The sequence below is a fragment of the Acidithiobacillus ferridurans genome, from assembly GCF_003966655.1.
GTDB lineage: Bacteria > Pseudomonadota > Gammaproteobacteria > Acidithiobacillales > Acidithiobacillaceae > Acidithiobacillus > Acidithiobacillus ferridurans.
Genome location: NZ_AP018795.1, coordinates 215,316 through 242,159, shown reverse-complemented (window position 1 = coordinate 242,159; position 26,844 = coordinate 215,316). Strand labels below are relative to the sequence as shown.

Here is a 26,844-nt window from a genome sequence, read left to right as displayed (position 1 = left end):
CAGTATCCGCAGTAGGACAGGGACATGCACCCCGGCCGCCGCTTCACATGGCGCCATCGTGGCAACAAAACACCCAAAAGCCAATAAGCACCACCATCCGTGCCGACTGAGCCGCATCAAACGTATCATGGCGCCACCGTCACCGGCGTACCGATGTGCATCATTCCATAGGCGCTTTGTGCCGCCTTTAACGGCAGTTCCACACAACCGTTACTTTGTCGAAACCCGTACGCAAGACGTGGGAAATAGTGTACCGCACGGCCATCCCAGAAATAATTGACGAAGCGCACGCCGGAATCGTTATAACACTCGCCATGGGGAAAACAACCGGTCATTCGCGTACTCAGAAAGCGCGCGTAGACTGCCCAGGTACCGTTGGGGGTGTCCGCACCGGGCACCCCGGTATTGGTCGGGCTTTGCAACACCCATTTACCCCTATTCGTTGCCGCGTTGTACCGCCAAATAGACAAAGTTTCTGGCGTGCCTTTGCGCACATAAACCCACACAAACGGCTTTGGCGCGTATTCCCCGCGCCGATGGGCGACAAGGACGTCCGCATAAAGGCGATGACGGTTGTCTGGATCAAACCAGTCGCTGCTTTGGTTTGACCATGGCAGCCCATGCACCTTGGCAAAAAAATCCAGAGCCCCGAAGAGCAAGGGCGATCCAGGAGAGTTCGGAGTGAGCACCTGCAGTGCAGACGGCGTGCCTGACGGCCATAACCACCAAATTTGTGGGTTTGCCCCCCCTAGCCCGGTCCAGCCCACTTGCCCTGGTAAATAGTGCATTTGCGCAAGTGCGCGGGCAACACGCAACCAAACCGGTGCCGGCGCAGTTGCCGCGAGTGCGCCGCTGCCAGCAGCAGAAGCAAGCCACAGCAGGACCGTTAGAATCCATATCCTTTTCACGTTTCGCGTTCCTGCCATGTCCCCATAACCAGCACCGCCGCACCGTGGATCGCACCCCGTCTCAAATCCGCCAATGCCACATTTGCCATGCTCAAAGGATACGTCGTGACATGGCTTTGCACCGGGATACGCCGTGCCAGTGGGAAATAGTCCTCGGCATCTTTGCGCGTCAGATTGGCAACAGATCGCACCTGTCGCTCCTCCCAGAGTAAGGAATAGGGGAAAGCTGGGATATCCGACATGTGAATTCCCGCACTGATCACAACACCCCCTTTCTTGACCGCCTGAAGAGCAATAGGTATCAGGGTTCCAACCGGCGCAAACAAAATTGCCGCATCCAGCGGTTGTGGCGGCTGGACATCCGATCCACCTACCCACACAGCCCCCAATTTAATCGCTAGATCCTGTGTCTCGCTATCGCCTGGGCGGGTAAATGCATAGACCTCCATGCCTTGGTAACGCGCCACCTGAACCAGTAAATGCGCCGCAGCGCCGAATCCGTAAAGACCCAGGCGTCGGCTCCCCTCCGCAAAACGTAAGGCCCGAAAGCCGATGAGTCCCGCACACAATAGCGGGGCACCTTCCGGATTGGCGTAAATGTCTGGAAGAGGGAAGCAGTAACGCGCATCGGCGACCATATACTCGGCGTAACCGCCATCCACGGTGTAACCATGAAAACGCGCCTGCCCACAAAGATTCTCCCGTCCTGATCGACAATATTCGCAGGCACCACAAGTCCATGCGAGCCAGGGAATCCCCACCATCTGACCGGTCAGTAAGGAAATATCCGGGCTTCCTACCGATTCTATCTGGCCGACTACTTCATGGCCGGGAACGAGTGGTAGTTTGGGGTTGGGCAATTCACCGTCCACTACATGCAGATCGGTACGGCACACTCCGCACGCCAGTATTTTTACCAAGACCTGGCCCGGCTGTGGCCGTGGTCGCGGCAGTTCAGTGGGCACCAAAGGTTTACCCACCTCTTCCAGCACCATGGCATGCATGAAACACCTCCTTGTAGTCGCCATATACCTTCCATGACGACGTACCGTCGCGGGTTTACGGAAAGCAACGAGCCTCATCCTGCAATTGTAGACCAGCCAGCAATGGTCGCGTCGCCAGCCATGGCACAGAGGGCGGCACCCGGTACGGAATCCCAGAGCGGCGCGCCCGACTCTGGTGCGGGGATCTATTGCTATAATGAAAGGGGCTGGCATTGAGATTTAACAGCGCAGCGCCAGGCCTTGCCGGACAGAACGCGGGCCATCCTGCAAGGTGAGGGCTCCGTCCCGCATCATTACAGGAGCAATATCATGGCACTTATTAAATGGGAACCACTGCGTGAAATAGACGACATGTTCGACCGCTATATAATGTCGATGGGTTGGCCTTCCCGGCGTCAGGAACTCATAACAGCGGGTGATTGGTCGCCCCGCGTTGATATCAGCGAGACTGATAACGAGTTTCTGATCAAGGCCGAAATACCCGAGGTCAAGAAAGAAGATGTCAAAGTCAGTGTGGATAAACGGGTACTTACCATCCAGGGTGAACGGAAGCAGGAGAAGGAGGAGAAAGGGAAAAAGTTTCATAGAATCGAGCGATACTACGGAAGTTTCATTCGTAGCTTTACGCTGCCAGATAATGTTGACGAATCCAATATAAAAGCTACGTTCAAGGATGGTATGCTGAATCTACAGATGCCAAAAAGTGCTCGGACGAAGCATAATGCCATTGAAGTGAAAGTGGAGTGATTGCACCCGCAAACCGCTCCACTGTGTGTGCCAACTGCAGCATTTACCTGCTGTACTCTGACCGCTGTGCAGGTGTTTTTGGATGATACCCGGATTTTGAGCGCGATTGGCTGTGACAGTTGTTATAATGAGCGAGTTGATCGGTCAACGGGAGGTAAGGCATGGTAGGGTTAGAACGGTCCGTTCACATTTCGGCAGAAGGGACGAGATTGGAAGGCAACTGGGTGATTCCCGAAAACGCCCTCGGCCTGGTGCTCTTTGCCCACGGCAGCGGCAGCAGCCGCCTAAGTCCCAGGAATAATTATGTGGCGCAGGTGCTGCGTGATGGTGGTATTGCTACCCTGCTCTTCGATCTGCTGACCGAAGAGGAGGATCGGGTATATGCCACCCGCTTCGATATCGGCCTGCTGAGCGAGCGACTGGCTTTAGCTACCCGCTGGACACAGCGACAGCCGGAGGCGGCGGGCCTGCCCCTGGGTTATTTCGGTGCCAGCACCGGTGCTGCGGCAGCCTTGCGCGCAGCCGCCCAATTTGGTGACGCTATTGCTGCTGTGGTCTCCCGCGGCGGGAGGCCTGATCTGACCGGACCGGCCATCTCCCGAGTAACGGCGCCTACCCTCCTGATCGTCGGTGGTCTCGACGATGTGGTCATCGGCATGAATGAAACAGCCTACGCCGAGCTGCGGGCAGAGAAGCAAATGGTCATTGTTCCCGGCGCCACCCATCTTTTTGAGGAGCCCGGCACCTTGGAAGAAGCGGCAAGCCTGGCCTTGGCGTGGTTTCAGCGCCATTTCAAGAAGTAGGTGCACCCATGCCTGAGGACGACTGAGTGCTGGTCACCCCATTAACCGCTGGCACAGCCGTCTCCATCCGAGGACAGCGCAAGAATATTTTGAGTTTCATGGCTCGGGGTAGCCACATGGGTCGGCTACTTTCAGGTACTTTGAAATGGCGTCATTACGCCGCCCTTCGGCCGCGCCAAGCTCTTCGCCACCCTGCTCGGCGACGAAAAACGCCTGCCGGTGGGCGAGGCGGTATGGACCGACACAGCGGTGGAACTCCCCGACCCGACCGCGGCATGGGGAAACCTGTTCACCGGCGAGACGGTGCGCCCTGATGCCACCGGAGACGAGCCTCGCCTCCCACTCGCCCAGGCACTCGCTTGCTTTCCCGTCGCCCTGCTGGTGCCGGCGGAGGTCGGCTCGTGAATGGCCCCATATCGTCCAATACGGTTCTTTCCGAAGCGGCGGAGGGATGATCCCCTCATGCCTACGCTAGTCGGTTTACTATCAGGGACGGTACCAGTAGGTAATACGTCCGCCAAAAAACCAAAATATTGTATACTGGTCCCATGTAGGGTTCTTTATTGCTTCGCTGGAACTCCAAAATTCATTGCTGCAGATGGGATGATTGACCATGCGCATATTGTTTCTCCCCTTCGTTTGGCTGGGCCGCGCTTTGCACTGGCTACGCATAGGAGTTCTCAACCTGCTGACGCTCGCCATTCTGTTGTTCCTTATCGCCTTTTTTGCCTATAAACTGTTCTACCACGTTGCCGTTCCCGATGATGCTGCATTGCTTATCGCTCCCCAGGGCTCCTTGTTTTACAGCCAAAGCGAATCCTGGCAGAGTCGTGCGCTCAATCATCTTGACGGGCGGAAACCTGCAGGTGTTTCCATTAGACAGATGGTTCAAGCCATCGATCGTGCCTCCACGGACGCGCGTATCCATCTGCTGGAATTGAATTTAAGTGACTTTAGTGGGGGGAGTATCACCCAGATAGACACCGTAGCACGGGCTCTCCAGCGTTTCCGCGCTCATGGTAAACCCATTTATGCCTATGCGCCCGACTATTCCCAGGATGCTTATTTGCTGGCCGCCCAGGCCAACCACATTTATATGCCCAAGCTGGGTACCGTCCTGATCACAGGATTTTCGACGCGCGGTTTATACTTCAAAGGATTGTTAGACAAGTTAGGAATCACGGTGTATTCCTTTCGGCAAGGTAAATATAAATCCGCCATGGAGCCTCTTACCGTGACGCATATGTCCAAGTCTGCGCAGGTAGAAAATGCCGCCTGGCTGAAGGTGTGGTGGGATACTTATCTGCAAAATGTCGCCAAGGGTCGTGGGCTGAAGACCACACAGGTCAGCCGTTATGCAGATCAGTTGCCTGAACTCTTGGAAAATTATCAAGGAAATGCTGCAGAACTTGCCCTGAAGCAAGGGCTGATCACTTGTATCGGCGATGAGCACGCTTTCAGACAGGCGGTTGCCGCCGCGCTCAAACAAACTCCTAAACACATCAAAAAGATTGGTTTGCATGCCTATCTGGCTGCAACCAAACCATCCACAACCGCCAACGCCAAAATTGCGGTCATACCCATTGACGGAATGCTCGTAACCGGAGATACCCCCCTCCCAGGAGTAGTCGCTGCCCAGGCCACGATCAAACAGTTGGATCGCGTAGGTCATGAAGCCTCCGTCAAGGCAGTGGTTTTGCAGGTCAATAGCCCTGGTGGTGATGTAAACGCTGCTCAAGCGATTCGCGCAACTATTTTACGCATACGCAAGGCGCACAAGCCCGTTATCGTCAGCATGGGCACCCTAGGCGCCTCGGGTGCTTACTGGCTCTCAACTGCAGCAGATCGTATCTATGCACACCCCACCACGCTGACTGCCGATATCGGTGTGTTCGCACTATTTCCGAACTATGCGGGGCTGCTAAAAAAACTGGGCATTCACTATTCCGGGATAGCCACTACGAGAAATGCCAACGCCCTGTCCCCATTTTCACCCATGGGTAAAAATGTTCAAAAAGCACTTCAGGCCGTGGTAGACAACACATACGCTGACTTCGTAAACCTGGTGGCCAATGCCAGACATATCCCACTAAGTAAAGTGGAACACGATGCCCAGGGTCGCGCCTGGAGTGGCCTGGACGCCTATCACCTTGGGTTGGTCAATGCACTCGGAGGTATGCCGCAAGCCATTCAGGAGGCGGCCAAACTGGCAAAGCTTGCTAAGGGGAAATATCAGGTACAATACCTGCCTCAACCAATTCCAGCGAATACCATTCCACAATGGTCGAATATGTGGAGTCTGGCAAGCCTACGTGACGTTATATTGGGGAAAAATCCCGCGCTTCCTGGAGTGATTCCCGTGGAACAGATTCGTTTACTGATTCATGAAGCACACCCATACGCCCTTATGGCTTATTTACCCGTAGGCCTCCAGGGCCAGTAAATGCCCCCGGATTTGCCTCGGGGTGCAGGACAAGTGCCGGATCACGTCCCTCTGTAATCGCTTTGCGTCGTTCACGCGCCAGTGCTCGTGCTTCCGCCAGCATTCGTATAGCGGTAGCACCTAGCCCTGGCTTTTTGTGTTTGCCGTTCGCCCCGATGGCAGGGATTGCCTGTTACCTCTGGAACCGGTATGCTATAAAAGCAATTTAAATATCAATGTATTAGTGTGCATAGTGAAAAATCCGGAAATGTAATGAACAGGGGAAGCGGAGCGGTCACCGACTCCGCCATGATAATGACAGAGCGTCATTCAGGAGATTTTTGGGCGATTTGGCCTCGTCGCGTTTCAGGTCCTATCGAGCCAAGATAACAATAAGCAGGAGCGTTCATGGCTGGAGTGAAGCGGTCGAGCATTGTGCTGGTTTGTGGACTGTTGCTGACGTCTTTTGCGGCGGGGGCACAGGCCGGTGGATCCGGCTGGCAAACGCTGAAAAACTGGGGACATGATCAGTGGGTATCTGCCACAGCCGCGCGGCCGGCTACGCCCGTAACGGTGCCGGCGCAGGGGACGATCGAGGTGGCGTTCTCGCCGCCGGGCGGTGCGACGGCGGCCATTGTGCAGGCGGTCGGCGAGGCGAAGCAGCGGGTCTGGGTGCAGGCCTATAGCTTCACTAGCGCGCCGATTGCCAGGGCCGTGCTCCATGCCGCCAAAAGAGGCGTCGACGTGAAGGTGGTGTTGGACAGGAGCCAGCGCACCCAGAAATATTCGGTGGCGGATTTTTTTGCCAATCAGGGGGTGCCCGTGTACATTGACGACCAGCACGCCATCGCTCACAACAAGGTGATGGTGATCGATTCGGGGACGCTGATCACCGGCAGCTTCAATTTCAGCAAGGCGGCGGAGCAGGTCAACGCCGAAAATCTCTTGATATTCCGGGGGAATCCGGCGTTACAGCGACTCTACGCGGACAATTTCCGCTTTCATCTCAGCCACTCGACGCCCTATACGGCGCGGCATGGCCTGGATTGAGCGCGGGTTCAGACGAGCCCTTCCAGTATCTGCACGTCCACCAGGCTGCCAGCCTTGGTGTGCCCGGCTTCGGCCGCAAGAATGATCAGACAGTCGGCATGGGCCATTCCACTCATGATATGGGAAGCCTGTTGACCAATTCCCGCCACCTGTAGTCCGGCGGGGGTTTGCAGCAGGTGACCGCGCTGGAAATCGGTGCGTCCGGGCTTTTTCTGGAGATCCTCTGCCAAAGGAAGCTGTAGCAGCGGAGGGATCCAGGGTGCCGCTTTGCCCATGCGCTTGAGGATGCTGGGGCGTGCAAACTGGTAAAAAGTCACCATGGCGGAGACGGGGTTGCCGGGCAGACCGAAGAAGGTGGCGTTGCCGAGTTGCCCGAAAGCCAGGGGACGCCCTGGTTTCATGTTTATTTTCCAGAAGTTGATGGTGCCGAGACGGCCGAGGAGTGCGGCGATGTAGTCGGCGTCGCCGACGGAGACGCCGCCAGTGGTGATCACCACGTCGGCCATGGTTGCGGCGCTGTGCAGGGCCGCTTCTATGGACTCAGGATCGTCGGCGATGCGGCCGAGATCGAGGATTTCACAGTCGAGACGTTCCAGCATGCCGTGCAGTGTATAACGGTTACTGTCGTAGATTTGCCCAGGAGCCAGTGCGCCGCCCAGCGGGCGCAACTCGTCGCCAGTAGAGATAAATGCGACCCGCAGACGGCGATAGACGGCCAGTTCGGCAATGCCCAGACTGGCGAGCAGCCCGATTTGGGCGGGACGCAGCCAGGTTCCGGCTTCCAGGGCCAGGGCCCCGGCCTGCAGGTCCTCACCGGGCTGGCGGATATTCGCACCCGCCTTGCTGACTGCCTGCGGGGTGATCTTCTGGTCGGCATGGACTTCTGCCTCCTCCTGAACCAGGACGGCATCTGCGCCTTCGGGAACTACGGCACCGGTCATGATGCGTACGCACTCGTCGGCACCGACACGCCCCTTGAAGGGATGTCCGGCAAAAGACTGGCCGATGATGCGTCGTACGCTATCGTTATCCATGCTGCGCAGGGCGTAGCCATCCATGGCCGAATTGGACCAGGCGGGCACGTTGGCAGGGGCATGAATGTCCATGGCCAGTACCCGTCCCAACGCATTACCGAGATGGACATTTTCGGTGCCTTGCACCGGCAGGCTGGCCGCGAGGATGGCATCCCGTGCATCGGTGACACTTTTGGCCAGGGAATCATGTTTGCTACCGCCACAACAGTGAGCCATGTTCAATCTTCCTTTTTTATCCATTGGCGGATGAATTGCGCGATAACGGATGGCGTATTCAGGTCCAGTTGAACGCAGGGAATGTCCAGAAGGCAATCTGTCGCCACGGCCATGATGCAGGGGTCATCTGGCGCAAGCAGGGGCCGCCCGAGACCGCGCCGGTGCACTTCGATTTTCGGCACCGCCAGCGCCTTGTTCCCTTCCATCAGGAGAAGGTCTGGCAGTGGTTGCAGGCTGGCGCGGATGGTCTCCAGACTGACTTCCGTAGGCGCGGGCCTGGTCATGAACCAGCGTTTCGGACCCTGCAGTAATACCGCATCCGCCCCTGCCTCCCGCAGCCGGTAACTGTCCTTTCCGGGCGCGTCCCAGTCCACGTCATGGTGGGTCGACTTGACCACCGCGACCTTCAATCCATACCCGTGTAGCAGGGGAATCAGGGCGCAGAGCAGGGTGGTCTTGCCACTGCCGCTGTATCCTACTACACCGAGCGCTTTCATGTCATATCCTCCGGACGGTTATAGTTGCGCAGCAGGTCGGCGGGTAGAGTGAGACCAGCGAAGGAAAGGTCTCGGAACCAGCCTTGCGCCCGCCGCCCACCGCCGTCCAGATAACGCTGCAGGTCGACCAGCAGATCGCGGCGGCACAGGCAGATGACAGCATGCCAATGGTCGGCGCTGCGCACCACCACCAGGTCATGCCCGCCTTTGACCTGCCACATACGGCGCACGATATCCTGGGGTAAACAGGGACTGTCTACCGGGATGCTGGCTACCCAGGCTTGTGTCGCGGCATGCATGCCAGCGACCAGGCCCATGAGCGGACCCTGAAAGTCGGCCGTCGGATCAGAGACGACACGGTATCCCCATTGTGCATAACGGTCCATATTGCGGTTGGCGCTGATGACGATGTCGGTACAATCCCCGTGCAGGATGGCGACGGCCCGCTCGATCAGGGGTTTTCCCTGCCAGTCCAGCCAGCCTTTATCCGCACCGCCCATGCGACGACCGGCGCCCCCGGCGAGGATGATGCCGGTGACCGGCAACGGCTGCACCGCGTCCTGCGCATCGGGCGGGTTTGCGGGGGCTGGGGTACGGATGAACGGGTTCACGGGTGTCGTGCCTTGCTGGCAATGCCTATGCTATCCTTCCACAATTCTTTGGGGCGGAAAACCCTTTTATTATTGGCATCGTGATGAAACAAGGATCTGGTATGAAAAAAATAGCCATATTTGCGGGTGACGGCATTGGTCCGGAAATCGTGGCGGCTGCCCGGCAAGTGCTGGATGCCGTGGATCAGGCCGCGCGACTCGGCCTGCACTGTAGCGAGGGCCTGGTGGGCGGCGCGGCGCTGGATGCCAGCGATGATCCCTTGCCGGCAGCTTCTTTGCAGTTGGCCCTGGAGGCGGATGCGGTCATTCTGGGTGCGGTGGGCGGCCCCCGCTGGGACGCATATCCGCCCGCCAAACGCCCGGAACAGGGGCTGCTGCGCCTGCGCAAGGGGCTGGATCTCTATGCGAACCTACGTCCCGCGCAGATTTTTCCGCAGTTGCTGGATGCTTCCCCGCTACGCCCGGAGCTGGTGCGCGATGTCGATATCCTGGTGGTGCGCGAGCTGACCGGGGATATCTACTTCGGTCAGCCGCGTGGTCTGGAAGTGGTCGATGGCAAGCGTCGCGGCTTTAATACCATGGTCTATGACGAGGATGAAATCCGCCGGATCGCCCACGTGGCCTTCCGCGCTGCCAAGGGGCGTCGCAAGCAGTTGTGCTCGGTGGACAAGGCCAATGTCCTGGAGAGCACCCGTTTGTGGCGCGAGGTGGTCACCGAAGTGGCCCAGGACTATCCCGATGTGCAGCTCAGCCATATGTATGTAGATAACGCTGCCATGCAACTAATCCGCGCCCCGGCACAGTTCGACGTGCTGCTGACCGGCAACATATTCGGAGACATTCTTTCTGACGAGGCTAGTCAGTTGACCGGCTCCATCGGCATGCTGCCCTCGGCCTCACTGGGCGAGGGGCGGGCGATGTACGAGCCGATCCACGGCTCGGCGCCGGACATTGCCGGGCAGGACAAGGCGAATCCCTTAGCCACGATTCTGTCCGTGGCGATGATGCTGCGGCATTCTCTCGATGCCGAGCCCTGGGCGCAGCGGGTGGAGGCGGCGGTGCAGCGGGTGCTGGATCAAGGCCTGCGTACTGCAGACATCGCGGCGCCGGGAGCGCCGGTGATCGGCACCAAAGCCATGGGTGCCGCGGTGGTCGATGCCCTGAACTTCAAGGATTGATACGCAGATGCAAAAATCGCGATACAACGTAGTCATCCTGGGCGCTACCGGTGCCGTCGGCGAGGTCATGCTGCAGATTCTCGAGCAGCGGAAGTTTCCAGTCGATAAGCTCTATCTATTGGCCAGCAGCCACTCGGCGGGTGGACGTCTGCCCTTCAACGGCCAGCAGGTGCTGGTACAGGATGCGGCGACTTTCGATTGGTCGCAGGCCGATATCGGTCTGTTCTCCGCCGGGGCCAAGGTCAGCGCGGAGTACGCGCCGAAGGCGGTGGCTGCCGGATGTGTGGTCATCGACAACACCTCTCAGTTTCGCTATGACGATGAAATCCCGCTGGTGGTGCCCGAAGTGAACCCGCAGCGGATTGCCGATTACCGACGTCACGGTATCATCGCTAACCCGAACTGCTCGACCATTCAGATGCTGCTGGCGCTGAAGCCCATCGCCGATGCGGCGGGCATCGAGCGGGTGGTGGTCGCGACCTATCAGGCGGTCAGCGGCGCGGGTCGGCGGGCCATCGAAGAACTGGGCCAGCAAACCCTGGCGATTTTTCGTCACGAGGAGGGGGTTGCCGAGGTGTTTCCCAAGCGGATTGCCTTCAACTGCCTGCCCCAGATCGATGTCTTCCAGGACAATGGCTATACCAAGGAAGAGATGAAAATGCTCTGGGAGACCCGCAAAATCCTGGAGATTCCGGACATTGCCCTGACTGCTACCTGTGTGCGGGTACCAGTATTTTACGGCCATTCCGAAGCGGTCAACGTGGTAACCCGCGAGCCCATCACGCCGGAGGCCGTCCGCGCGCTGCTGGAAAAGGCCCCGGGCGTCACCGTCGTGGATGACCGTGGTACGGTTGGCGCCTGGCCTTCCGCACTGGATGCGGCCGGCCAGGACGCCACCTATGTAGGCCGCATTCGCGGCGACTGCTCCCATGTACGGGGCATCAATTTCTGGGTGGTTGCGGACAATATCCGCAAGGGCGCGGCACTGAACAGCATCCAGATTGCAGAGTTGCTGATTCGCGACTATCTATAAAAACGTCATCGGCGACAGACCTCGCCGTAGTGCGCTGGCGTTACCCAAATGAGGAAGATATCGATGAATAAGAACAGGTGGTTGTTGACCATGGCCGGCGTTGGTTTGCTTTTGCCGGGCATAGCGCAGGCGCTGGGACTCGGTACGCTGCAGGTGCTCTCCGCGCCGGGGGAGCCCTTTCGCGCGGAGATTCCCCTACAGTCGTTGAACCCCAAAGGCGAAGCGAACCTCAGCGTCGGACTCGCGTCGGCCCGCGACTTCGCGATGATCGATCTTCCCCGATCGGGCGCACTGGATCACTGGCATTTTACGGTGCGCAGCGGTGATAGGCCGGCGGTACTGATCAGCAGTCCCTTGCCGCTCGACCAGCCGGAATTGCATTTCCTGGTGCAGCTCGACTGGTCCGGAGGACAGATGGTCCGGGAGTATACGGCATCCGGTATCGGGAATAACGTGGTCCCCGTCGCCGCGCCACCGGCGTCCGTTCCGCAGTCCGTCGCCTCTCCGACAACGCCGCGGCCCGCCCGCCATACGACTGCCGCACCCCTCTATCACGGCTGGGCAAGAGTCAGCCGTTACGGCCCGGTGCCGGTCAACGGTTCTCTTTTTCAAGCCGCGCAGTCTATTGTCAACAGTAATGCGGTCACCATCGATCAGGTCATGGCGGCGCTGCTGAAGGCCAATCCGCAGGCATTCAAGGGCGGTAATCCCGATTATCTCTATGCCGGAACCATGTTGACGGTGCCCAGTCTGGCCCAGGTGCAGTCTGCTTCACCCGCACAGGCCAGCGCCTGGTTATCTGCCCGAAAGGCGGTGAACAAACTGTCCGTCGTTGCGGTGGCGACTGCGCCGACGGCCTCCGCAGCGGCAACGAGCGCCGCTCCCGTCAGCGCGTCGGCCGTTTCTGCGGCGACTGCAGCCAAACCCGTTGGGAATGCGACGCACCTGGTGCTTTCCAGCGCCCCTGCCGCAGCGGTGACCGCTCCCGTAGCCAGCGGGGCATCCCCGGCCAGCCTGCTGCAAAACTCGGATGCCATGCTCCGCAAGGATAATCAGAAGCTGACGGCGGAAGTGGCCGGCCTGGGGCAGCGTCTGAGCGCGGAGGAGCGCCTGCTGGCCAATCAGGGCGCGCAGCTTGCCGCTCTTTCCCGGGCGGAGGGCAACAACAATCTTCCGTTGATCCTGTCGCTGGGCGGAAATCTTTTGCTGCTGGCCCTGTTCATCTGGATGTGGCGTCGCCAAAAAGAGGCGGAACAACGCCAGCGAGAGATTTCCCAGCGGGTTTCCGTTTTGAGCACCGCGCCTAAAGCGCCCGCAGCGCCTCCTCAATCCGGGACGCCCACCCCGGTGACTGCCGCTACTGCACCAGCGCCCGCGGCGGTCGTCCCCGCCGGGGCGCGCGCGGCCGCCCCGGCCAGTGCCGCCCCATCTGCGGATCATGCCATAAGCGCCGGAGTGCCCCATGCCGGCGCCGCCGAAATCGATCCCGTCGAACAAGCCGATCTTTATCTGACCTACGGTAAGGCGGAACAGGCGGTCGCCGTGCTCAATGACGCCCTCGAAGAAAATCCGCGGCGTAAGGAGCTGTACGTCAAGCTACTCGACATTTATGCCAATCTGGATCGCCACGCGGAATATCTGGATCTCGCCGAACGTATGCGGGGGCGTTTCGGACCGAACAATGGAGCGTGGCAGGAAGTGGCCGCTCAAGGGGCGCGACTCTTTCCCGGTAACCCGCTCTTCGCCATCTCCGACGAAGGGGCGGTAGTCGCTTCCGTCCCGGTCGTCGGGGTAGACCAGCCTGCCCCCGGGGAAGCGTCCCCGGCGTTGGTGCCCCCGGATGTGCTGGATTTCCACTTCGACCATACCTCTGCGGAGCCTGCGGCAGGAGAAGCATTGAACGCTTTCCCGGCGGCGGAAAAGGCGCGGCTCCTGCAGGATATCGATGAGCAGTTCCGGTTGATGGAGGAAGCAGAGGCGGAAACGGGGGCCCCGGGACCTCAGGCAAAATCGGTACTGGAACTGGCGCCGGACGTTTCGGCACCTGCTCCGGCACCTGCTGCCGAGTCTCCCGCCGGCGGGGCGCCGTCTGACAGTCCGGGTGTCGCGGATTGGGATGCCATGGGCACCAAACTCGACCTGGCCAAGGCCTATGTGGAGATGGGTGACGGTGAATCGGCACGCGATCTGCTCGAAGAACTGATTCGGGAAGACAGTGGTGCCCATCAGGAAGAAGCCCGGCAGTTGCTGAGAAGCCTTTAACCCGGCCTGGCGGTGGAGCAGTTGGCAGAGCCGAGAGGCACCCGCTGGGCACTGGGCCTCGAATACGATGGCAACGGGTTCTGTGGCTGGCAACGCCAGTTGGATCAGGACAGTGTACAAGGTGTTGTTGAGGCTGCGTTGAGCCAGGTGGCCCAGTGCCCGATCTCTGTCGTCGTCGCCGGGCGAACCGATACGGGGGTGCATGCCCTATGTCAGGTGGTGCATTTCGACAGCCCGGTCGTGCGGCGTCCCGACGCCTGGGTGCGTGGCGCCAATACCGCGTTACCCGCGGGGGTGGCGCTGCGTTGGGCCAGGGTCGTCCCGGATAGCTTCCACGCCCGTTTCTCCGCTACGGCCCGGCGTTATCGTTACGTGATCCTCAATCGTCGCGAGAAATCCGCCCTATGGCGGAATCACACCGCCTGGATATACAGCCCCCTGGATGTGGAGGCCATGCAGGCAGCGGCGCAAACTCTGCTGGGCACCCATGATTTTTCCGCTTTTCGCGCCTCCGCCTGCCAGGCCAAAAGTCCTGTACGGAATTTGTGCCAGCTTCGGGTCGTCCGGCGGGGCGATCTGATTGCCGTCGATGCCGAGGCCAACGGTTTCCTGCATCACATGGTGCGCAATCTTGTGGGTGTGCTGATTGCCATCGGCAAGGCTGACCGGCCCGTGGATTGGGCGGCGGAGGTGCTGGCCAGTCGCGATCGCTGTCGGGCCGGCGTTACGGCCCCGCCGGGTGGCCTTTATTTCGTGGCGCCGCGTTATCCTGCGGAGTTTGGGCTGCCGGTGGATGCGGTGGACGCCGGTTTCCTGACGGGTGATTGACGGGCGCTGCCGGTCGGCGGCGCTCATGCTTTCTGCCAGTCGCAGTGTTAGAATGTGCCGATGGTGCGTATCAAGATATGCGGTATCACGAATGCGGAGGACGCCCGCGCGGCGGCCGCCGCCGGCGCGGATGCCGTCGGGCTGGTGTTCTACCAGAGCAGTCCGCGGGCGCTGGATGCTGTGCGTGCCCGGAAAATTCTTGCGGCACTGCCGCCGTTCGTCACCCGCGTCGGCCTTTTCGTCAACGCGGAAGCTGCCGATGTCGCCTCTACGCTGCAGCAGTGCCCTCTGGATGTCCTGCAATTTCATGGTGATGAATCGCCATCCCTCTGCCGGGGATTCGGCCGTCCCTACATCAAGGTGTTGCGGGTGACTGCAGCGCAAGACCTGCGGCCGGCGGTGGACGCCTATCACGACGCGCAGGGACTGCTGCTGGACTGCGCCGCGCCGGGCGTCTGGGGGGCTCGGGCCGGAGTTTCGACTGGTGGCGACTGCCGGATCTGGGCAAGCCGTTGATTCTGGCGGGTGGGCTGCATGCCGAAAATGTTGCCGAGGCCATCGCCATCGCCCGGCCTTATGCGGTAGATGTGAGCAGCGGGGTGGAGCGGTCGCCCGGACGCAAAGATCATGACAAAATGGCACGGTTTGTCGCACGGGTGCGCGGTACCTGAGGGAGAGAGAATGGGAACTTATGCTTTACCGGACGCGTTGGGACACTATGGTCCTTACGGCGGACGTTTCGTTGCAGAAACCCTGATTCCGGCGCTGGAGGAATTGGAGCATGCCTACCAGGAGGCGCAGCAGGATCCGGAGTTTCGTGCCGAGTTGCACAGTGAACTGCGCCAGTTCGTCGGCCGTCCCAATCCACTCTATCATGCCGGGCGCCTTTCCAGGGAGTTGGGTGGAGCGCAAATATATCTCAAGCGGGAGGACCTCAACCACACTGGCGCGCACAAAATCAATAATGCCGTCGGTCAGGCGCTGCTCGCCCGGCGTATGGGCAAAAAACGGGTAATCGCCGAGACGGGCGCGGGGCAGCATGGCGTCGCCACGGCGACGGTCGCGACGCGCTATGGTATGGAATGCTTGGTGTATATGGGCGAGGAAGATATCCGGCGCCAGTCCAGCAATGTGTTTCGTATGCGTTTGCTGGGTGCGCAGGTGGCGGCGGTCAGCAGCGGTACCCGCACCCTGAAGGATGCGCTCAACGAAGCTTTGCGGGACTGGGTAACCAATGTCGAAAGCACTTTTTACGTGATCGGAACGGTGGCGGGACCGCATCCCTATCCGGCTATGGTGCGGGACTTCCACCGGGTCATTGGCGACGAAGCGCGGGCGCAGTGCCTCGAGCTGACGGGACGGCTCCCCGATTGTCTGATCGCCTGCGTGGGCGGGGGCAGCAATGCCATCGGCCTGTTTTATCCCTTTATCGAAGATAAGGCGGTGCGGATGATCGGTGTCGAAGCAGGTGGTCTGGGTCTTGGCACCGGACAACACGCCGCCCCCCTCACTACCGGACGTCCAGGGGTATTGCATGGTAACCGGACCTACCTGATGGAAGACGAAGACGGGCAGATTCTGCCAACCCACTCCATCTCGGCGGGGCTGGACTATCCGGGGGTGGGACCAGAGCATGCCTATCTGAAGGATACCGGCCGGGCAGAGTATGTGGCGGCTACCGATGAAGAAGCGCTGGCCGCCTTCCATCGCCTGTGCCGCACCGAGGGCATCATTCCGGCGCTGGAAAGCGCCCATGCGCTGGCCCACGCCTTCCGCCTGGCGCCGACCATGCGCTCTGATCAGACCATTATCGTCAACCTGTCCGGGCGAGGCGATAAGGATATTCATACCGTCGCCACCCTGGAGGGTATTCATTTATGAGCCGTCTCGCCGGGCTGTTTGCCCAACTCCGGGATGCGGGTCGTGCCGCCCTCATTCCTTTCATGACGGCGGGTGACCCATCCCTGACCGCGACGGTGCCCCTGATGCATGCGCTGGTCGCCGCGGGTGCCGATGCCATCGAACTGGGGATGCCCTTTTCCGACCCCATGGCCGATGGTCCGAGCATCCAGCGCGCCAGTGAGCGGGCGCTGGCGCGGGGGGTGAAGCTGCGCATGGTCCTGGAGTGGGTGCGCGAATTCCGCACGACCAACAGCCACACGCCCATCATTCTCATGGGTTATCTGAATCCGGTAGAAGCCATGGGTATAACCTTGTTTGCCGAGGCTGCTGCGACGGCGGGGGTGGACGGTGTCATTCTGGTGGATCTGACCCCGGAGGAGGGGCGCGGTGAAGCCGTCGTTCTCCGCCAGCAGGGTATCGATCCCATTTTCCTGCTGGCGCCGACCAGCGGGCCGGAACGCGTGGCGACCGTCCGCAGTATGGGCAGTGGTTTTGTATATTATGTATCTCTGCGCGGTATTACCGGCGCAGCCCAGGCGGACTGGGCTGAGGTTCTGGAGCGGGTACAGCAACTGCGCCAACAACTGGGCCTGCCCGTGGCCATCGGTTTTGGCATTCGCGATGCGGCGACGGTAGCGCGGGTGGCGACCGGGGCCGACGCGGTGGTCGTCGGCAGTGCACTGGTCGATCAACTGGCGGCATGTGCGACGGATGAGGAAGCCATTGCGGCGGCGACCCGCTTTATCGAGCCGCTGGTCCAGGCCGTGCGGAGTACGGAAAGGAGAGGCGCATGAGCTGGTTCGATCGGATACTGCCACCCAAAATCAAAAAAACGTCGGCAGACGCCTCCGTTGTGAGCGAGAACAAGCGCACCGTACCTGAGGGACTGTGGTCCAAGTGCCCCACCTGTCAGGTGGTGCTCTACCGTACGGAGCTGGAGGAAAATCTTTACGTTTGCCCCCACTGCGGACATCATCAGCGGATCAGCGCCCGGCGGCGTCTGGATTTCTTCCTCGATGCAGAACCCCGGCTGGAGATTGCGAAGGAATACGTTCCGGTGGATCCCCTGCGCTTCAAGGATCAGAAGCGCTATAAGGACCGCCTGCAGGAAGCCCAGGCCAAGTCCGGAGAGAAAGACGCCCTGGTGGTGATGCGCGGCCTCCTGGAAGGGCGCCCGGTGGTGGTTGCCGCTTTTGCCTTCGAGTTCATGGGCGGGAGCATGGGATCGGTGGTGGGGGCCCGTTTTGCCCGTGCAGCGGAGACTGCGCTGACCGAGCGCTGTCCATTGGTCTGCTTTAGTGCCAGTGGCGGGGCACGGATGCAGGAAGGACTATTTTCCCTGATGCAGATGGCCAAGACTTCTGCCGCCGTGGAGCGGCTGGCCAAGGCGGGGGTGCCTTTCATCTCGGTGCTCACCGATCCGACCATGGGCGGTGTCTCCGCCAGTCTGGCCACCCTGGGAGATATTCTGATCGCGGAGCCCAAGGCCCTGATCGGATTTGCCGGCCCGCGGGTGATCGAGCAGACCATCCGTGAAAAGCTGCCGGAGGGTTTTCAGCACGCGGAATATTTGCTGGAGCACGGCGCCATCGATCAGATTGTCGATCGCCGCCAGATGCGCGCGGTGGTGAGCGAGATGCTGGGGATGCTGACCCATGCCCCGAGTCCGCATTAAACGCGGCGCACGGGAGCGGGTGTAGCCGGTGGCACTGCTGGCGGATTCTCTCAGCGACCGGGTCGCTGAACTGGCCGGACCACCGGAGCAAATCGTCATGGGTCTGGAGCGAATGCGGGCCGCTCTGGCGGCGCTGAAGATGCCCGGGCGTTTGCCCATGCCGGTAATACTGGTGGGTGGCACCAATGGCAAAGGCTCCACGGTGGTTTATTTAGAGACCTTCTATCGCCAGGCGGGCTATCGTGTTGGCGCTTATACCAGCCCGCACCTCTGGCAGTTTACCGAACGCCTGCGGCTGGATGGCCAGCCTGCACCCGCATCCCTCTGGCATCAGCAATTCACGGAAATCACCGCCACAGTTCGACAGATCCCGCTCACCTATTTCGAGATCGCTACCCTCGCTGCGGTACGGATGATGCTTGTCGCCAGGGTCGACGTGGCGATTCTGGAGGTCGGCCTGGGGGGACGTCTGGATGCGGTCAATGCCTTTACCCCGGATTGCAGTATCGTAACCACCGTGGATCTGGACCATCAGGACTGGCTGGGATCCGATCGCGCCACCATCGGCCGTGAAAAGGCGGGTATATTCCGTCGTGGAGTGCCCGCCCTCTATGGGGATATGGAAGACCCCTGCGCGTCGGTGCTGGAGGCTGCGGTACGCGACGAAGTACCCCTCCAGCGGTTGGGGCGGGACTTTCATATTGATCCACTGCGCGGGAAATGGTCAGGATTCGGGCTCGGGAAGGAGGTGCCCCCGCCTTTGTGGGGGGGCGGCGTACAGTGGGCCAATCTGGCGCTGGCGCTGGCGGCCGTGTCGTTGCTGCAGGAGAAGTTACCAGTGTCCGATGCGGCGGTTTCCGCATGGACGCTGCTGCCGCAATTGCCGGGTCGCTGTCAATGGCTTCAGCCTTGGGGTAAGAATGGCCCCGACCTGCTGGTGGATGTCGCCCATAACCCGCAGGCGGCGCGGCAACTGGCGGCGTTGCTGGCGGCACGAAAGGGCTCCGGGCGATGTCACGCCGTTGTCGGCATGCTCGCCGACAAGGATATCGCAGGCACACTCGCGCCACTGCTGCACGAGGTGGATGCCTGGCATGTGCTGGAGATCACCGATACCCCGCGTGCGGCGACGATGCTGCAGCTCCGCGATACCCTCCAGGGGCTGGGGGCAACGGCGGTATCGGCGGATGCCAGCATGGAACAGGCCCTGGCGCGGTCCAGAACGACGCTGGCGACCGGAGATATTCTGCTTTGCTTCGGTTCCTTTCATCTCGTCAAACAGTTACCGATGGCATGGCTGATGAGTGACCCGTCATGATCTTGTGGGTAGATGCCGCCACGGTGGGGCTGGTAGTGCTGTCTGCACTCTGGGGCCTTTTCCGCGGAATGGTGCGCGAGTTTTTTTCCCTGGCGGCGTGGGTCGGTGGGTTTTATGTGGCCTGGAACTGGGGCGGCAGTTGGCTGGCGCCCCGGCTGCCTGCGCAGATCCCCGTGGACTGGCGAGTGCCGTTAGCCTCTCTCCTCCTTTTTTTTGCCTGCCTGATCGTCGGGACCCTATGCGCTTTTGTCGTTCGTAAGCTATTATACGGCATTGGTTTCGGGGCGACGGACCGGTTTTTGGGGGCTTTCTTCGGTTTTTTGCGGGGACTGGTACTGATTGCCATCGTAGTTACTCTGGTGCAGTCTGCGGGCCTGTCCCGGTCCCCCTGGTGGGAGAGTTCCTGGCTGGCACAGGAGCCGGTGAGCCGCTGGTCGCAATCGTTGACGGCACCTGCCGTCTCCTATTTGGAGTCGCAAAAATTTGCAAAATGACAATGTGATGCAGCATGCCGTGGACGACGACCATTTCCATGATGAATGCGGGGTCGTCGGGGTCTTTGGCCATCCCGAAGCCGCCAACCTGACGTATCTCGGCCTCTATGCCCTGCAACACCGGGGACAGGAGTCGGCGGGCATCGTTTCGGGTGACGGAGGTAAGCTCTTTGTGCAGCGCGGTATGGGGCGGGTGGCGGATGTCTTTGGACTGGAACAGATCAGCAAGCTGCCCGGCGAACAGGCGATCGGCCATGTGCGTTATTCGACTGCAGGTGGCTCGGAATTACGCAACACCCAGCCCATATTTATCAATTACCGACATGGTGCCTTTGCCGTCGGCCATAACGGCAATCTGGTCAATGCGGTGGAACTCCGCACTCGGCTGGAGCGGGAGGGGGCCATATTCCATACCGATATGGATACCGAGGTCATCGTTCACCTGCTCGCCCGTGTTCCGGGCGACGATGCCGGTTCCCGCCTGGCGGAGGCCTTGCAGCAGGTTTCCGGCGCCTATTCCCTGGTCTGTCTGACCGAGAGCCGGTTGATCGGGGTACGCGACCCCATGGGTTTTCGGCCGCTGGTGCTGGGGCGTCTGATCGACTCCGGCGGCTTTGTGCTGGCCTCCGAGACCTGCGCCCTCGACCTCATGGGGGCGGAGTTTGTCCGTGATGTCGAGCCAGGCGAACTGATCGTCATTTCCAAAAGCGGCATCGAGAGCCGTAAGCCGTTCGCGTCCGTTGGCCGGCGTATGTGCGTCTTTGAATATATCTATTTCGCCCGTCCGGATAGCGTGCTGGATGGCATTCATGTATATTCGGCGCGCAAGCGCATCGGCCAGGCGCTGGCGCGCCTGCATCCGCGCGACGCAGACGTGGTGGTGCCGGTCCCCGATTCCGGGGTTGCGGCGGCCATGGGCTATGCCGAGGCCTCCGGTCTGTCCTTCGAGTTGGGGCTGATCCGCAATCACTATGTGGGCCGCACCTTCATTCAACCGGCACAGCGTGGTCGTGATTTCGGGGTTAAGGTCAAGCTCAATGCCCAGCCCAACATACTGCGTGGCAAACGGGTGGTTCTGGTGGATGATTCCATCGTTCGGGGCACCACCAGCGCTAAAATCGTCAGTCTGGTGCGGGCCGCCGGCGCGCGCGAGGTGCATTTCGTGGTCAGCGCGCCGCCCACGATCGGCCCCTGCTATTACGGCATCGATACTCCGGATCGCTCCCAGCTCATCGCGGCCCAGCACAGCATTGAAGAGGTGCGTAAAATCATCGGCGCCGACAGCCTGGGCTACATTACCCTGGACGCTTTGTATGAGGCGGTGGGGGGCGTGGGCAGGGTTTCTGCGATGCCTGCTTCAGCGATGATTATCCGTTACCGACGCCCGAAGGACATGGCTCGCGCCAACTGCACCTGATCAAGGAGCTGCGATGAACACCAAAAATACCAACCCCGACTGGGCGGACCGGCTGCGTCCGGAAACCATCGCCATCCGTGCCGGTATTCACCGTACCCAGGAGCAAGAGCACAGCGAAGCCATCTTCCCCACCTCCAGTTTCGTCTTCGACTCAGCAGAAGAAGCCGCAGACCGTTTTGCCGGCAGGGTACCGGGAAATATCTACGCGCGCTTCACCAATCCTACGGTACGCACCTTTGAAGAACGGCTTGCCGCGCTGGAGGGGGCGGAAGCCTGCGTCGCCACGGCCTCGGGCATGGCCGCCTGTCTGACCGCCTTCATGGGGTTACTCAAGGCGGGTGACCATGTCGTCGCTTCCCGTTCCATTTTTGGTACGACGGTGCAATTGCTCGGCAATATTCTCAGTCGCTTCGGTGTAGAGACCAGCTTTGTGCCGCTGGCCGATGTGTCGGCGTGGCGCGCGGCGCTGCGTCCCAACACCCGTATGCTCTTCCTTGAAACGCCTTCCAATCCGCTCACCGAGATTGGCGATATGCAGGCCCTGGCGGATCTGGCCCACGCCCATGATGCCTGGCTGGTGGTGGACAACTGCTTTTGCACGCCGGCCTTGCAGCAGCCCCTCAAGTTTGGCGCTGATCTGGTCATTCACTCCGCCACCAAATATCTGGATGGGCAGGGAAGAACTCTGGGGGGCGCGGTGTGCGGCAGTACCGAACTGCTCAATAGCGGGCCCCGCAATTTCGTGCGGACGGCGGGTCCGAGCCTCAGTCCTTTCAATGCCTGGGTGCAGCTCAAGGGTCTGGAGACTCTCGGACTGCGTATGGAACGCCATTGCGCCAACGCCGGGAAGATCGCCGAATGGCTGGAGGCACGGCCGGAAGTGGCGCGGGTCTATTATCCGGGCCTCGACAGCCATCCGCAGCAGGCTCTTGCCGCGCGTCAGCAACGCCTGCCGGGCGCCATCCTGTCCTTCGACCTGCACGGTGGCCAGAAAGCGGCGTGGGCCTTTGTCGATGCCCTGCGTCTGCTCTCCCTGACCGCCAATCTCGGCGACGCCAAGACCACCATTACGCACCCGGCGAGCACCACCCATAGCCGGGTCAGTCCCGAGGCACGGGCCGCCGCGGGGATCGGTGACGGCTTGCTGCGGATCAGTGTCGGACTGGAACACGCCGACGACCTGCGCGAGGATATGGAGCGCGGCTTTGCCGCTCTGGTGACCCGCTGATTTGCGCTATGCTTGGATGAAAGCGAATTTTCCTGCCACTTTTCTACTGCGGAGATAATGAAATGACAAGATTCCGTGCATTACAATGTCACAGACTGAAGCCCGACACGCGGATCAGCATGTTTGCTGACGGAATGCCCCTGACCGTGACGCTTGATGACGCGGCGCTCAAGAGCATGACCGACCTCAGCCGAGTGCCCGCTGCAACGGTGAAGCCGGAGATCACCATGGACCAGGCCATGCAGCGCATGATTCATGTGGGCGTGCGTATGCTTTTCGTGCTGGATGACTTCGGCACCCTGACCGGTCTGGTGACCGCTCGCGATATCATGGGAGAAAAGCCGGTGAAACTGGCGGCCGAAAACCATATCGCCCGGGATATGATCCGGGTGCAGGACATCATGGTGCCCCTCGGGCAGGTCGACGTACTCGACTTCGCCGAAGTGGAGCGCTCTACTGTCGGCGATATCGTTCTCACCCTGCGCAAGGTGGGACGTCAGCATGCGTTGGTGCGTGAGGAAACCCCCCGTGGTGAAGAGATTCGCGGCGTTTTTTCCATCAGCCAGATTGCGCGGCAACTGGGCGTATCCATACAGACCAATGACGTGGTGCAGAGCTTCGCCGAGTTGGAGCAGTTGCTCACCAGTGATGGCTGAACGACACTCCCGCCATGGGCGGGCGGGAGCAGCCTCCCGTGCATGAGGTGAATGGGCTGCTGCTGGCAGTCCTGCTGATTTTGCTGAACGGTTTTTTTGTGGCCGCAGAATTTGCCCTGGTGCGGCTGCGTGGTACCCACGCCCGGACCCTCGCCCAGGAACACGGATTGCGCGGGAGGGTTCTCCTGCGCCTGCACCGACGTCTGGACGCCTATCTTTCCGCTACGCAACTCGGCATCACCATCGCGTCTCTGGGTATCGGCTGGGTGGGTGAACCTAGTCTGGCGTATCTGCTCCAGCCTGTCTTTCGGGCTGCGGGGCTCAGGGATCCGGTAGCCCTGCGATCCGTTTCCTTTGCCGCGGGCTTTGTCCTGATCTCCTTCCTGGTCATCGTGATCGGGGAACTAGTGCCCAAGTCGCTGGCCATCCGCAAGGTGGAGCGGGTATCCCTGTGGACCGGCATGCCCCTCTACGCCTTCTACTGGCTGATGTACCCGGCGATCTGGGTGCTCAACGGTGCGACCCGCATCGTTCTGCGCCTCTTTGCCCTGCGGGTGGATCAGCCCGCCGGTGATGCGCCCCATTCCCGCGACGAACTGGCGATGATCCTCGCCCTCAGCCAGGCGCAGGGTACCCTCGGTCAGCGCACCGGAGATATTCTGGACCGCACCCTGGATTTTACGGAACTGACGGCCGGAGACCTGATGCGCCCTGCTGCCGATATGGTCTGTCTGATGCTGGATGACAGTCCCGAGGCAATCCGTCAGGTGATGATGAACCACCGTTTCACCCGCTATCCGGTATGTGAAGGGGATCGCCAGCATGTGGTCGGCCTGCTCCACGTCAAGGACGCCTTTGCGGCCCTATCAAGGTATCCGGATCTGCGCGAGATCAAAAAACTCCTGCGGCCACTGCCCGCCGTTGGCAAGGCGCTGCCGGCCATGGACCTGCTCACCCATTTTCGCTCCGGGCACCCGCATTTCGCGCTGGTGGTTGACGATCTGGGCACCATCACCGGCTTCGTCACGCTGGATCATGTGCTGGAGAGTCTGCTGGGCGCCATTCCCGATGAATTCCGGCACCAGCGTCAGGAGTGGCGGCGGCAGCCCGACGGGAGTTGGGTGGGTTCCGGCAGCCTCTCGTTGTATTCCCTGGAGCGAAGCCTGCACATCGACATCGACGAGGAAACGGCGGATACCATCGGCGGTCTGGTCATGCATCAGCTCGAAAGGGTCCCGGAAGAAGGGGAACGGGTCGCTTTTCCCAGCTTCGACGTGGTGGTGCTGCGCAAAAAAGGCCCGCGCATCGTACTGGTGCGGGTGATCCCCCATCCGCTACAAACCGAATCAGACTGGCTCTCCTGACAATTTCCATGCACAAAAAAGATTTCCATTATGAACTGCCCGACGCGTTGATCGCTCAGGCACCTCTCTCCGAACGCAGCGCCGCACGCATGCTCATCGTCGATGGCCATCAAGGCACCTGGGAAGATGCGAGAGTGCGCGATCTGCCCGGCCTGCTTCGGCCCGGCGACCTGCTGGTGCTCAACGATACCCGCGTGCTTCCCGCGCGTCTGCAGGCCCGCAAGGCGACGGGCGGGGCGGTGGAATTGCTGCTCGACCGGCTGCTCGATGCCCGAGATGGCTGGTTTCTGGCGAAATCCTCCAAGGCGTTGCGGCCAGGTATGTCCATTCATTTACCGGGCGGCGCCGTTGCCACGGTAGAGGAAAAGGACGGTATGGATGTCCGGCTGATCCTCCCCGCGGATGTCGCCTGGTTACCCATACTCGAAGCCGAAGGCAGCATGCCGTTGCCGCCTTATATCCGGCGCGCGGCGGAGGCCAGTGATCGGGAGCGCTATCAGACGGTCTATGCGGCCCGTCCCGGGGCGGTGGCCGCGCCTACTGCGGGGTTGCATTTCGATACGGAACTGCTGGACGCCCTGGCGGCGCGGGGCGTCGAGCGGACCTATGTGACCTTGCATGTGGGTGCGGGAACATTTCTCCCGGTGCGCAGTGAAGATATCACCGAGCACCCCATGCACGCCGAGACCATGGAGGTCAGTGCGACGACGGTAGCGGCCGTTGCCGCCGCGAGGGCGCGGGGCGGGCGAGTGATCGCCGTGGGCACCACGGCCTGCCGAGCGCTGGAGACTGCGGCGCAGGACGGGACGCTGCGACCTTTTACCGGAGAGACTCGTCTGTTCCTGTATCCCGGCAAGACCTTTCAGGTAACCGACGGGCTGTTGACCAATTTTCACCTTCCGGAATCCACTCTGCTCATGCTGGTATGTGCCTTCGCCGGGATGGAGTGCATGCTCGCCGCCTATCGTCACGCGGTGGCGGAGGGCTATCGGTTTTTCAGTTATGGAGACGCCATGTTGATTTCCCCTCAGGCCGGACGGCGATGAGCATTTTCGAGTTGCTGGCCCGGGACGGCGCGGCGCGGCGCGGCATCATTCGTCTCCCCCGCGGCACCGTGCAAACGCCCGCATTCATGCCGGTGGGCACCTATGGCACGGTCAAGGCCATGTCTCCCGAGGAACTGAAGACGCTAGGGGCCGAGATTATCCTCGGTAACACCTTTCATCTCTTTCTGCGTCCCGGTCTGGAAGTGGTCAGCGCGGTAGGCGGCCTCCACAGGATGATGCACTGGGACCGGCCCATCCTCACCGATTCCGGCGGTTTCCAGGTCTTCAGCCTGGGTGCGCTGCGCAAGCTGACGGAGGCCGGGGTGCAGTTTCGTGCGCCCACCGATGGACATATGGTTTTTCTGGGGCCGGAGGAGTCCATGCAGATCCAGGCGACCCTCGGTTCGGATATCGCCATGGTTTTTGACGAATGCACGCCCCATCCCGCCAGCTACGAAGAAGCCCGTGTCAGCATGGAGCTTTCTCTGCGCTGGGCGGCGCGCTCCCATGCCGCCTATGCCGGGCCCGGAAAGCTCTTCGGCATCGTTCAGGGCGGCATGTACGCGGACTTGCGGCAGCGCTCTCTGGCCGGATTGCAACGGCTGGATTTTCCCGGCCTTGCCATCGGCGGATTGTCGGTAGGGGAGAGCAAGGTGGAGATGATGCAGGTGCTGGACGATCTGATGCCCCATATGCCTGCGGACCGGCCCCGCTACCTGATGGGCGTCGGCACCCCAGAGGATCTGGTCGAGGGCGTGCGCCGCGGTGTCGACATGTTCGACTGCGTGATGCCGACCCGTAACGCCCGCAACGGCTGGCTGTTTACCCGTGACGGCATCCTCAAGCTGCGCAACGCCCGTTATGAAAAGGATGTGTTGCCACCGGACCCGGCCTGTGCCTGCTACACCTGTCAAAACTACAGCAGGGCTTATCTTCGCCACTTGCAGCGCAGCCATGAGATTCTCGGCGCGCGCCTGAATACCCTGCACAACCTGCACTACTATCAGGAACTGATAATGGGGCTGCGGGAGGCCATTGCCGCCGGTCGCCTGGATGCTTACGCGGACGATTTCTACCGCCGCCGTCGCGCCGGTTCCCTAGTCGGCGCCTAAAGGCTACAATGGCGGCCCTCAGATCTGACCTGGAGTGCA

26 protein-coding genes are annotated in these 26,844 nt (G+C 60.8%); 21 read left to right on the top strand and 5 right to left on the bottom strand.

Features of this window, described 5'->3' with window-relative positions; all coding sequences use genetic code 11:
* Nucleotides 1–125 precede the first annotated feature (125 nt).
* Nucleotides 126–908: a L,D-transpeptidase gene (locus tag AFERRID_RS01155; RefSeq protein ID WP_172959311.1), complete on the bottom strand. Its 783-nt coding sequence runs from the start codon at nt 906–908 to the stop codon at nt 126–128.
* A complete protein-coding gene (locus AFERRID_RS01150) occupies nt 905–1,912 on the bottom strand; it encodes a zinc-dependent alcohol dehydrogenase family protein (RefSeq protein ID WP_126604217.1) in 1,008 nt (335 codons plus the stop codon). The genes AFERRID_RS01155 and AFERRID_RS01150 overlap by 4 nt, the downstream gene beginning before the upstream one ends.
* Before the next feature lie 309 nt (nt 1,913–2,221).
* Between AFERRID_RS01150 and AFERRID_RS01145 the strand changes: the two genes are divergently transcribed.
* From AFERRID_RS01145 to AFERRID_RS01125, 4 genes are all read left to right on the top strand, one after another.
* Nucleotides 2,222–2,659 carry an Hsp20/alpha crystallin family protein gene (locus tag AFERRID_RS01145; RefSeq protein WP_113525454.1) on the top strand — a complete coding sequence of 146 codons (438 nt, stop codon included), beginning with the start codon at nt 2,222–2,224 and terminating at the stop codon, nt 2,657–2,659.
* 161 nt (nt 2,660–2,820) lie between these two features.
* Nucleotides 2,821–3,462: a dienelactone hydrolase family protein gene (locus tag AFERRID_RS01140; protein WP_113525455.1), complete on the top strand. Its 642-nt coding sequence runs from the start codon at nt 2,821–2,823 to the stop codon at nt 3,460–3,462.
* A 613-nt stretch (nt 3,463–4,075) separates the two neighbouring features.
* Nucleotides 4,076–5,905 carry a signal peptide peptidase SppA gene (sppA, locus tag AFERRID_RS01130; RefSeq protein ID WP_126604216.1) on the top strand — a complete coding sequence of 610 codons (1,830 nt, stop codon included), beginning with the start codon at nt 4,076–4,078 and terminating at the stop codon, nt 5,903–5,905.
* 387 nt (nt 5,906–6,292) lie between these two features.
* Nucleotides 6,293–6,934: a phospholipase D family nuclease gene (locus AFERRID_RS01125; protein ID WP_113525457.1), complete on the top strand. Its 642-nt coding sequence runs from the start codon at nt 6,293–6,295 to the stop codon at nt 6,932–6,934.
* A gap of 8 nt (nt 6,935–6,942) precedes the next feature.
* Here AFERRID_RS01125 and moeA read toward each other — a convergent pair whose 3' ends face one another.
* The 3 genes from moeA to mobA are packed head-to-tail and all read right to left on the bottom strand — an operon-like array spanning nt 6,943 to nt 9,292.
* Nucleotides 6,943–8,184, bottom strand: coding sequence for a molybdopterin molybdotransferase MoeA (moeA, locus tag AFERRID_RS01120; protein ID WP_113525458.1), 1,242 nt, complete (start codon nt 8,182–8,184; stop codon nt 6,943–6,945).
* A 2-nt stretch (nt 8,185–8,186) separates the two neighbouring features.
* Entirely contained in the window at nt 8,187–8,681 is a 495-nt protein-coding gene (gene mobB, locus AFERRID_RS01115; protein WP_113525459.1) for a molybdopterin-guanine dinucleotide biosynthesis protein B, read from the bottom strand.
* Nucleotides 8,678–9,292, bottom strand: coding sequence for a molybdenum cofactor guanylyltransferase MobA (gene mobA / locus AFERRID_RS01110; protein ID WP_113525460.1), 615 nt, complete (start codon nt 9,290–9,292; stop codon nt 8,678–8,680). The genes mobB and mobA overlap by 4 nt, the downstream gene beginning before the upstream one ends.
* Before the next feature lie 101 nt (nt 9,293–9,393).
* Between mobA and leuB the strand changes: the two genes are divergently transcribed.
* From leuB to tgt, 17 genes are all read left to right on the top strand, one after another.
* Nucleotides 9,394–10,470: a 3-isopropylmalate dehydrogenase gene (leuB, locus tag AFERRID_RS01105; protein WP_113525461.1), complete on the top strand. Its 1,077-nt coding sequence runs from the start codon at nt 9,394–9,396 to the stop codon at nt 10,468–10,470.
* 7 nt (nt 10,471–10,477) lie between these two features.
* On the top strand, nt 10,478–11,503 hold the full coding sequence (locus AFERRID_RS01100; protein ID WP_113525462.1) for an aspartate-semialdehyde dehydrogenase: 1,026 nt from the start codon (nt 10,478–10,480) through the stop codon (nt 11,501–11,503).
* A 63-nt stretch (nt 11,504–11,566) separates the two neighbouring features.
* Nucleotides 11,567–13,765 carry a FimV/HubP family polar landmark protein gene (locus AFERRID_RS01095; RefSeq protein WP_126604215.1) on the top strand — a complete coding sequence of 733 codons (2,199 nt, stop codon included), beginning with the start codon at nt 11,567–11,569 and terminating at the stop codon, nt 13,763–13,765.
* 12 nt (nt 13,766–13,777) lie between these two features.
* Nucleotides 13,778–14,593 (top strand): tRNA pseudouridine(38-40) synthase TruA, encoded by an 816-nt coding sequence (gene truA, locus AFERRID_RS01090; RefSeq protein ID WP_126604214.1) that lies wholly within the window; start codon nt 13,778–13,780, stop codon nt 14,591–14,593.
* A gap of 60 nt (nt 14,594–14,653) precedes the next feature.
* Nucleotides 14,654–15,109, top strand: a complete 456-nt coding sequence (locus AFERRID_RS01085; protein WP_269149211.1) for a phosphoribosylanthranilate isomerase — start codon at nt 14,654–14,656, stop codon at nt 15,107–15,109.
* A complete protein-coding gene (gene trpF / locus AFERRID_RS15875; RefSeq protein ID WP_269149210.1) occupies nt 15,106–15,264 on the top strand; it encodes a phosphoribosylanthranilate isomerase in 159 nt (52 codons plus the stop codon). Before AFERRID_RS01085 ends, trpF begins: the two co-directional genes overlap by 4 nt.
* Before the next feature lie 10 nt (nt 15,265–15,274).
* Nucleotides 15,275–16,474 (top strand): tryptophan synthase subunit beta, encoded by a 1,200-nt coding sequence (gene trpB / locus AFERRID_RS01080; RefSeq protein ID WP_126604213.1) that lies wholly within the window; start codon nt 15,275–15,277, stop codon nt 16,472–16,474.
* On the top strand, nt 16,471–17,289 hold the full coding sequence (gene trpA, locus AFERRID_RS01075) for a tryptophan synthase subunit alpha (protein WP_126604212.1): 819 nt from the start codon (nt 16,471–16,473) through the stop codon (nt 17,287–17,289). The genes trpB and trpA overlap by 4 nt, the downstream gene beginning before the upstream one ends.
* Nucleotides 17,286–18,170 carry an acetyl-CoA carboxylase, carboxyltransferase subunit beta gene (accD, locus tag AFERRID_RS01070; protein ID WP_113525468.1) on the top strand — a complete coding sequence of 295 codons (885 nt, stop codon included), beginning with the start codon at nt 17,286–17,288 and terminating at the stop codon, nt 18,168–18,170. Before trpA ends, accD begins: the two co-directional genes overlap by 4 nt.
* A gap of 28 nt (nt 18,171–18,198) precedes the next feature.
* Nucleotides 18,199–19,488: a bifunctional folylpolyglutamate synthase/dihydrofolate synthase gene (locus AFERRID_RS01065; protein WP_126604211.1), complete on the top strand. Its 1,290-nt coding sequence runs from the start codon at nt 18,199–18,201 to the stop codon at nt 19,486–19,488.
* Complete coding sequence (locus AFERRID_RS01060; protein WP_113525470.1) at nt 19,485–19,982, top strand: CvpA family protein; 498 nt, start codon at nt 19,485–19,487, stop codon at nt 19,980–19,982. The genes AFERRID_RS01065 and AFERRID_RS01060 overlap by 4 nt, the downstream gene beginning before the upstream one ends.
* Nucleotides 19,972–21,399, top strand: a complete 1,428-nt coding sequence (gene purF, locus AFERRID_RS01055; protein WP_232027670.1) for an amidophosphoribosyltransferase — start codon at nt 19,972–19,974, stop codon at nt 21,397–21,399. The genes AFERRID_RS01060 and purF overlap by 11 nt, the downstream gene beginning before the upstream one ends.
* A 13-nt stretch (nt 21,400–21,412) precedes the next feature.
* Nucleotides 21,413–22,627, top strand: a complete 1,215-nt coding sequence (locus AFERRID_RS01050) for an O-succinylhomoserine sulfhydrylase (protein WP_126604210.1) — start codon at nt 21,413–21,415, stop codon at nt 22,625–22,627.
* Nucleotides 22,628–22,689: 62 nt separating this feature from the next.
* The gene (locus AFERRID_RS01045; protein ID WP_126604209.1) at nt 22,690–23,283 is read left to right on the top strand and encodes a CBS domain-containing protein; all 594 of its coding nucleotides are present in this window, start codon (nt 22,690–22,692) and stop codon (nt 23,281–23,283) included.
* Between the two features lie 38 nt (nt 23,284–23,321).
* Nucleotides 23,322–24,647, top strand: coding sequence for a hemolysin family protein (locus AFERRID_RS01040; RefSeq protein WP_225981778.1), 1,326 nt, complete (start codon nt 23,322–23,324; stop codon nt 24,645–24,647).
* 8 nt (nt 24,648–24,655) lie between these two features.
* On the top strand, nt 24,656–25,693 hold the full coding sequence (queA, locus tag AFERRID_RS01035; protein ID WP_126604207.1) for a tRNA preQ1(34) S-adenosylmethionine ribosyltransferase-isomerase QueA: 1,038 nt from the start codon (nt 24,656–24,658) through the stop codon (nt 25,691–25,693).
* Nucleotides 25,690–26,805 (top strand): tRNA guanosine(34) transglycosylase Tgt, encoded by a 1,116-nt coding sequence (gene tgt, locus AFERRID_RS01030; protein WP_126604206.1) that lies wholly within the window; start codon nt 25,690–25,692, stop codon nt 26,803–26,805. Before queA ends, tgt begins: the two co-directional genes overlap by 4 nt.
* Nucleotides 26,806–26,844: the final 39 nt, after the last annotated feature.